The organism is Mesorhizobium sp. M1004 (assembly GCF_040318795.1).
Classification (GTDB): domain Bacteria; phylum Pseudomonadota; class Alphaproteobacteria; order Rhizobiales; family Rhizobiaceae; genus Mesorhizobium.
Window position 1 is genome coordinate 91,547 of record NZ_JAMYNB010000018.1, and the last position, 6,661, is coordinate 98,207.

General features: G+C 63.8%; 7 protein-coding genes. 1 reads left to right on the plus strand and 6 read right to left on the minus strand.

Annotated elements, in window-relative coordinates; genetic code table 11:
• Positions 1–233 precede the first annotated feature (233 nt).
• The 3 genes from NKH54_RS28410 to NKH54_RS28420 all read right to left on the minus strand — a co-directional run bounded on the left by NKH54_RS28410 (position 234) and on the right by NKH54_RS28420 (position 2,933).
• The gene (locus NKH54_RS28410) at positions 234–851 is read right to left on the minus strand and encodes a transglutaminase-like cysteine peptidase (RefSeq protein WP_353029442.1); all 618 of its coding nucleotides are present in this window, start codon (positions 849–851) and stop codon (positions 234–236) included.
• Positions 852–1,043: 192 nt separating this feature from the next.
• Positions 1,044–2,321, minus strand: coding sequence for a polyhydroxyalkanoate depolymerase (locus NKH54_RS28415; protein WP_023686051.1), 1,278 nt, complete (start codon positions 2,319–2,321; stop codon positions 1,044–1,046).
• Positions 2,322–2,573: 252 nt separating this feature from the next.
• On the minus strand, positions 2,574–2,933 hold the full coding sequence (locus NKH54_RS28420; RefSeq protein WP_023672096.1) for a septal ring lytic transglycosylase RlpA family protein: 360 nt from the start codon (positions 2,931–2,933) through the stop codon (positions 2,574–2,576).
• A 310-nt stretch (positions 2,934–3,243) separates the two neighbouring features.
• Between NKH54_RS28420 and NKH54_RS28425 the strand changes: the two genes are divergently transcribed.
• Complete coding sequence (locus tag NKH54_RS28425) at positions 3,244–3,429, plus strand: hypothetical protein (protein ID WP_023750996.1); 186 nt, start codon at positions 3,244–3,246, stop codon at positions 3,427–3,429.
• Positions 3,430–3,748: 319 nt separating this feature from the next.
• On the opposite strand, the gene NKH54_RS28430 is transcribed toward NKH54_RS28425, so the two are convergent.
• From NKH54_RS28430 to ssuD, 3 genes are read right to left on the minus strand one after another with little or no spacing between them, the layout of a single operon-like run.
• The gene (locus NKH54_RS28430; RefSeq protein ID WP_023672094.1) at positions 3,749–4,552 is read right to left on the minus strand and encodes an ATP-binding cassette domain-containing protein; all 804 of its coding nucleotides are present in this window, start codon (positions 4,550–4,552) and stop codon (positions 3,749–3,751) included.
• A 7-nt stretch (positions 4,553–4,559) separates the two neighbouring features.
• The gene (locus NKH54_RS28435; RefSeq protein ID WP_023672093.1) at positions 4,560–5,336 is read right to left on the minus strand and encodes an ABC transporter permease subunit; all 777 of its coding nucleotides are present in this window, start codon (positions 5,334–5,336) and stop codon (positions 4,560–4,562) included.
• Complete coding sequence (gene ssuD / locus NKH54_RS28440; protein ID WP_023672092.1) at positions 5,333–6,502, minus strand: FMNH2-dependent alkanesulfonate monooxygenase; 1,170 nt, start codon at positions 6,500–6,502, stop codon at positions 5,333–5,335. Before ssuD ends, NKH54_RS28435 begins: the two co-directional genes overlap by 4 nt.
• Positions 6,503–6,661: the final 159 nt, after the last annotated feature.

Consider the following 6,661-nt stretch of genomic DNA (forward strand, 5'->3'; position numbering starts at 1 on the left):
ATAAGATTTCGAGGGCAGCGCTGCCCTCATCCGCCTGCCGGCGACTATTTTGCAACGTTGACGATTGGCGAAATCACCGATGGCAGCATCTTTCTCCCCGTCACTATACGGGGAGAAATGCCCGGCAGGGCAATGAGGGGCAGCGCCGACTTGCGGTTATCTCGTGAAAGTTATTAGCCGCGGGCTTCCGACGAAGCTGTTCGCAGCAACGCGCTCACATGCATCGTCCTTATTTACTGGACCGCGCCGACCAGCACCTGCTGGCCGCCGCGGATCGAGACCCAGCGGCCGGTGTTGTCGATGGCCTGCCGCTTGAGGAAGCGATAGCCGGTGGCGTCCCAGATCTTCACCTTGTCGGTCAGATTGTCGAGGACGTAGTCGCCCTTGTCGGTGCGTACGGTCAGCACGGCATGGCCTTCGCCGTCCGGCTTGCGCACGACGGTGATCAAGAGATCGGCCAGCGACACGCCCGAGCGCGAGAGCTGGCGGCGTTTTTCCAGCACATAGTCTTCGCAATCGCCGACGCCCTTGTCGGGATAGGCCCAGACCTCGTCCTTGCCATAGATGTCGTAGTCGCTCATCGGCTTGACGGCGGCGTTGACCCTTGACGTCACGTTGATCAGCTTGCGCATGAAGGCGTCGGTCATCGCGGCGGGGTTGAGGTTGCTCGGCCGGATCGAGCATTCGCCGGGCTGGGTTTTACAGAAATCATAGTGGCCGATCGGCTGCGAGGTCATGCCGCCCGTCGCCATGGCGCCGCCTGCAAGTGCCGGCATCGCCCAGCATACAGAGATCGCCAGCCCTGCTGCCGCCCACAGGCGCAGCGTCCGTGCCATCGGTGAGGAAGTCATTGTCCCCGTTCGCCCTTGTTCTTAACGAAAGGTTAAAGGGGATTTACACTCCGTGTCAATTATGGGGGGAGCCAGATTCTTCGGCATGGTTACCCGCGCCCGCCCAACAGCGTCTATTGTGCAACAGAACGCCTGTGGCGCGCAAAATCGCCTCGCTTTTGCGGGCAATGCACGCTGCAGCCGGATCGAGCCTCAGCCTTTGGCGGAGCGGACCAGCTTGGGTTTCACCGCTACGCGTGTTTGGCGGCCGTAGCTTGTGATGAAATCGACGATGCGCGGCACGATCTCCGAGCGGAATCGCGACCCGTTGAAGACGCCGTAATGGCCGACGGCCGGCTGCATGTAATGCGCATGCCGGTCAGCCGGGATGTTGGGGCAGAGATCATGCGCGGCCTGGGTCTGGCCGAGACCGGAAATGTCGTCGTTCTCGCCTTCGACCGTGAACAGCGCGACATTGCGGATCGCCTTGGTGTCGACCACCTCGCCGCGATGCGTCATCTCGCCCTTGGGCAGCGCATGGCGCACGAACACCGTGTCGACGGTCTGCAGATAGAATTCCGCCGTCAGGTCCATCACCGCCAGATATTCGTCGTAGAAATCGCGGTGCTTCTCGGCATTGTCGCCGTCATGCTTGACCAGATGCATGAAGAAGTCCTTGTGGGCGGTGATGTGGCGGTCGAGGTTCATGCTCATGAAGCCCGACAGCTGCAGGAACCCCGGATAGACCTCGCGGCCGAAGCCCGGCACCGGCCATGGCGCATGCATGATGACGTTGTCGCGGAACCAGTCGATGCCCTTTTCCTTGGCCAGAAGATTGACCGCGGTCGGGTTGCGGCGTGTGTCGATCGGCCCGCCCATCAGGGTCATGGTCGAGGGCACGAAGGGATCGCCGCGCTTTTCCATCAGCGCCACCGCTGCCAGCACCGGCACCGAAGGCTGGCACACCGCCATCACATGGGTGTCCGGCCCCAGCGCATGCAGCATGTCGATGATGTAGTCGATATAGTCGTCGAGGTCGAAATGGCCGTCAGTCACCGGTACCATGCGGGCATCGACCCAGTCGGTGATGTGCACGTCGGCATAGGGCAGCATCGCCTCGACCGTGCCGCGCAGCAGCGTCGCATAATGACCCGACATCGGCGCCACGATGAGAAGCTTGGGGTCGGCCTTTCGCCCGGCGGGCACCGACCGCTCGAAGCGGGTAAGATTGCAGAACGGCTTCGACCACACCGTCTTTTCGCTGACCTCAACGCTCTTCCAGTCGACCACGGTCTTGCTCAGGCCGAAATGCGGCTTGCTGTAGCGGCGCGTCGTGCGCTCGAACAGTTCGGCGGTGGCGGCGACCGAGCGGCCCCACGGCGTATGCGAAAACGGATTGAGCGGGTTGGTGTAGAACAGCCGCACTGCATCGGCATAAAGCCGCGCGGGCTGCAAGGCGGCATGGTTCATTTCATAGAGCTGATAGAACATCAGGTACTCCGCAGCTGCCGTGACCGAAGGGACGACGGACAGCGCCGAGCCTTGAATGTCTCGCGCGGAGGTTAACAAGATATTGCTGCGATGCAATACGTCACGTGGCGTGACATATGCCAATCTTTCGTCCAAGGCCTTGAGAAACCGCGTTGGGCGGGTGCAGCCGGCTCAATGTGCACTGCAAAATGCAAGGCTGTTGGACGACGGGGCAGGATGTGTCCGGCCCGATCGGGCCGGACTTGGACAGATCTAGACGCGCGCCATGCACACCGAGGTATGGCCGGAGCCGATGAAGCCGAGTTGGCCGGCGGCGCCCTTGGACAGATCGAGCACGCGCCCTTTGATGAACGGGCCGCGGTCGTTGATGCGCACGATGACGCTGCGGCCATTATTCTGGTTGGTCACTTTCAACTTGGTGCCGAAAGGCAGGCTGCGGTGCGCGGCGGTCAGCGCCGACGGGTTCATGCGTTCGCCATTCGCGGTCCTGGAATGCAGTGCGTACCAGGAGGCGCGGCCGCACTGGCCAGCGGCGGAGGAGGCGGATGCACCGACCATTAGGCCAGCCGCGATCGTTACCGCGACAAGCGCGGTCTGGTTTGTTTTCTTCATGTTGGGGGGATTGGCTCCGTTTTCGACAGACCCCAGCCGTTAAGTGTCGAATAAGGCAGGAAATGCGGCAAGCATCAGGCAGTTCCGTGGCACCGGCACACGTTTGGAGTCGCTGGGAAACAGTTTGTCAGGCATCTTTCGTGTGGCGCGGCCGTATCGCCGGCGATATTGCGAGCTGTTTCACAGATTCCGTGAGCAAGGCAGGACGTTATAGTACAAGTAGAAGAGAGCGCGATTGGGCGCCGTCCTTTCGCTCTGTCATCACGGTCATGGCGCAGTTGACGATCGACTTTGAAAAGGGATTCCAACGATGAGACTGTTCAAATATCTGCTGGCTCTGATCGTGCTGGCCATCGGCGCGCTGTGGTCGCTGCAAGGCATTGGCGTGGTCGGCGGCAGCTTCATGACCGGCCAGTCGCAATGGCTCTATATCGGCATCGTGACCATGCTGGTCGGTTTCGCCGGGCTGGTATGGGCGAGCCGTTCGCCGGGGTGAGTTGCGACGAAAGTCGACCGCCACAGATCGACCCCCACTCCGTCGAGCTTCGCTCGACACCTCTCCCCCGATCGACGGGGGAGAGGAAAGGCGCGAGCCTTGCAGGGGCGCGAACTTATGCGGCCTGGCTCCCTTCCTCTCCCTCCGGAGGGGGGAGAGGTGGCGCCGCAAAGCGGTGACGGAGTGGGGGAAGGCGCTGGTCAAACCCGCAGTCGCAAAAAGGCACAACCCGGCGAGCGAGAAAACAGCCACCCCATATTGCCGGTCCATTCTGTTACCTATCTATCCGGTTCGGATAGAATGCCCTGCCCCGACAGCTCTACCCGAACAGCTGATCCAGAATCCTGCCCTCCAGCCTGGCAAGCTCGACCGAACCGCGCCGGCGCGGCCGCGCCACCGACACGTCGAGATCGAGCGCGATGCGGCCCTCGTCGATCACCACCACCCGGTCGGCGAGCGCAACCGCCTCGGCGACGTCATGCGTCACCAGCACGGCGGTGAATTTTTGCTCCAGCCAGATACGTTCCAGAAGCTGCTGCATTTCGATGCGGGTCAGCGCATCGAGCGCGCCGAGCGGCTCGTCGAGCGCCAGGATCCGAGGCTGTCCGATCAGTGCACGCGCCAGCGCCACGCGCTGCTTCTGGCCGCCCGACAGCACCGAGGGCCATTCGTCGGCGCGGTCGGCGAGGCCGACTTCACCCAGGATGGCGAGCGCGCGCCGCCTGGCTTCCGCACCGGTGGCAAGCCCGGTCAGCCCGACCTCGACGTTTTTCACCACGCTGGCCCAGGGCAACAGCCGCGGCTCCTGGAACATGAAGCGGCTCTCTTCGCCAGCGCCGGCCTTGGCTTCCGGCCCGAATGTCAGCGATCCTGCCGTCGGCCGGTCGAGCCCGGCCAGCAGCCGCAACAGCGTGCTCTTGCCGCAGCCGCTCTTGCCGATGACGGCAACGAACTGCCCGACCGGCACGTCGAGATCGATGCAGTCGAGCACGACCTTGTCGCCAAAGCGCTTTTCCATGCCCTTGAAGGCAAAGGCGCGCTGCCTTTCGACGGCCTCCTCCGGCCGTGACGGTTCCGGCGCGGCGACGAAGGAACGGATGGCGGTCAGGCTGGCGGTTGGCATCGAACCCTCAGGCGTTCTGGAAGGCGGGATGCCAGCCGAGCGACAGCCGCTCGAGCAGGCGGGCGAAGCTGTCGGCAAGCTTGCCGAGCAGCGCATAGATCAGGATCGACAGCACGACCACATCGATCAGCAGGAATTCGCGTGCCTGCATGGCCATGTAGCCGAGGCCGGAACTGGCCGAGATGGTTTCGGCAACGATCAGCGTCAGCCACATGATGCCCAGCGCATAGCGCAGGCCGACGAAGATCGCCGGCAGCGCGCCGGGCAGGATCACCTGAAAAAACAACGCGCGGCGGTCCATGCCGTAGACCCGGCCCATCTCGACCAGCTGCGGGTCGACGCTCTGGATGCCGAGCAGCGTGTTGACGTAGATCGGGAAGAACACGCCGAGCGCCACCAGGAACAGTTTTGCTTCCTCGTCGATGCCGAACCACAGGATGACCAGCGGGATCAGCGCCAGATGCGGGATGTTGCGGATCATCTGCAGCGTCGTGTCGGTCAGGCCGCGGCTGAGCGCCGACAGCCCGTTGGCAAGGCCGAGTGCAAAGCCGATCGAGCCGCCGATGGCAAAGCCGGCCAGCGCACGCAGCGTGCTGACGCCGATGTTTTCGATCAGCTCGCCCGACAGCGTCAGCCGCCAGAAGGCCTCGGCCACCGCGCTCGGCGCCGGCAGCACATTGGCCGGCATCACGCCGGCGCGGCTGGCGGCTTCCCAGCCAATTATGACCAGCGCCGGCAGCAGCCAGCCGATGCCGTTCTGTTTGACGCGCCGGGCAAAACTCACGACGAGGCCTGCAGGCGGTTGGCGCCGTGGAAGCCGACGGCGAATTCATTGGCGATGTTCTCATGCGCCCGTGCCCGCCTGGTGCCCAGGCCGAGACGCGGGAACAGAAGCTCGGCGACACGGTAGGCTTCCTCGAGATGCGGGTACCCAGAGCCGATGATGGTGTCGATGCCGATCGCCTGATACTCGCGGATGCGCTCGACGATCTGCTCCGGCGAGCCGACCAGCGCGGTGCCGGCGCCGCCGCGCACCAGGCCGACGCCGGCCCACAGATTGGGTGACACCACCAGCCGGTCGCGGCGGCCGCCATGCAGTTCGGCCATGCGCCGCTGTCCCACAGAGTCCATCTCCTTGGTGAAGCGGGCCTGGGCATTTTCGATCTGGGCATCGGTGACGTGGCTGATCAGCCGGTCGGCGGCGCGCCAGGCCTCTTCCTCGGTCTCGCGCACGATGAAATGCAGCCTGATGCCGAAACGCAGTTTGCGGCCGCGCCGTTCAGCCTTGTTGCGCGCCGCGCTGAGTTTTTCCGCCACCTGCGCCGGCGGCTCGCCCCAGGTCAGGTACATGTCGACGAGATCGGCGGCGAGCTCCTGGCCGGCATCGGACGAGCCGCCGAAATAGAGCGGCGGCCGCTCCTGTTGCGGCAGAAGATCAAGACGGCCATTGTCGACGCGGTAATATTTGCCGTTGAAGTTGACGCTCTCGCCCGACACCAGCGCGCGCCAGATGGTCAGAAACTCTTGCGCCTGCGCATAGCGCTCGTCATGCGGCAGGAACACGCCATCGCCGGCAAGCTCGGTCGGGTTGCCGCCGACCACGACATTGAGCAGCAGGCGGCCATTGCTCAGCCGGTCGAGCGCCGCCGTCTGGCGCGCCGCGAAGGTGGGCAACGTCACGCCGGGCCGTAGCGCCACCAGGAATTTGAGCTTTTCCGTCAGCGCTGCAAGGCCGGAGGCGGTGATCCACGAATCCTCGCAATTCTGCCCGGTCGGCAAAAGCACGCCGGGAAAGCCGAGCCGGTCGACGGCCTGTGCGATCTCCTTGAAGTAAGCGAACTCCGGCGGCCGCTGCTGCTGTTCGGAGCCGAGATAGGAGCCGTCGCCATGCGTCGGGATGAACCAGAAGAAATCGAGCGGGCCGGCTTGCGGGCTTGATGAAGCGGTCATGGCGAAATCCCTGAGGCTTGAAACGGCAAAGGCGCCCGGCGTTTTACGCCCGGCGCCCCACAAGAAAGTTAAAATTCCCGGTGCGGTCCACACCTGTATCTTATAAACAAATACCCGCCCACCAGACCCCGGCTGGGGGCGTATTCCGGGTTGTGGGTT

Bases quoted from the DNA above. Each gene is read 5' to 3' on its own strand.
- NKH54_RS28410 (WP_353029442.1), bottom strand. From the start codon at position 851: ATGACTTCCTCACCGATGGCACGGACGCTGCGCCTGTGGGCGGCAGCA.
- NKH54_RS28415 (WP_023686051.1), bottom strand. From the start codon at position 2,321: ATGTTCTATCAGCTCTATGAAATGAACCATGCCGCCTTGCAGCCCGCG.
- NKH54_RS28420 (WP_023672096.1), bottom strand. From the start codon at position 2,933: ATGAAGAAAACAAACCAGACCGCGCTTGTCGCGGTAACGATCGCGGCT.
- NKH54_RS28425 (WP_023750996.1), top strand. From the start codon at position 3,244: ATGAGACTGTTCAAATATCTGCTGGCTCTGATCGTGCTGGCCATCGGC.
- NKH54_RS28430 (WP_023672094.1), bottom strand. From the start codon at position 4,552: ATGCCAACCGCCAGCCTGACCGCCATCCGTTCCTTCGTCGCCGCGCCG.
- ssuD (WP_023672092.1), bottom strand. From the start codon at position 6,502: ATGACCGCTTCATCAAGCCCGCAAGCCGGCCCGCTCGATTTCTTCTGG.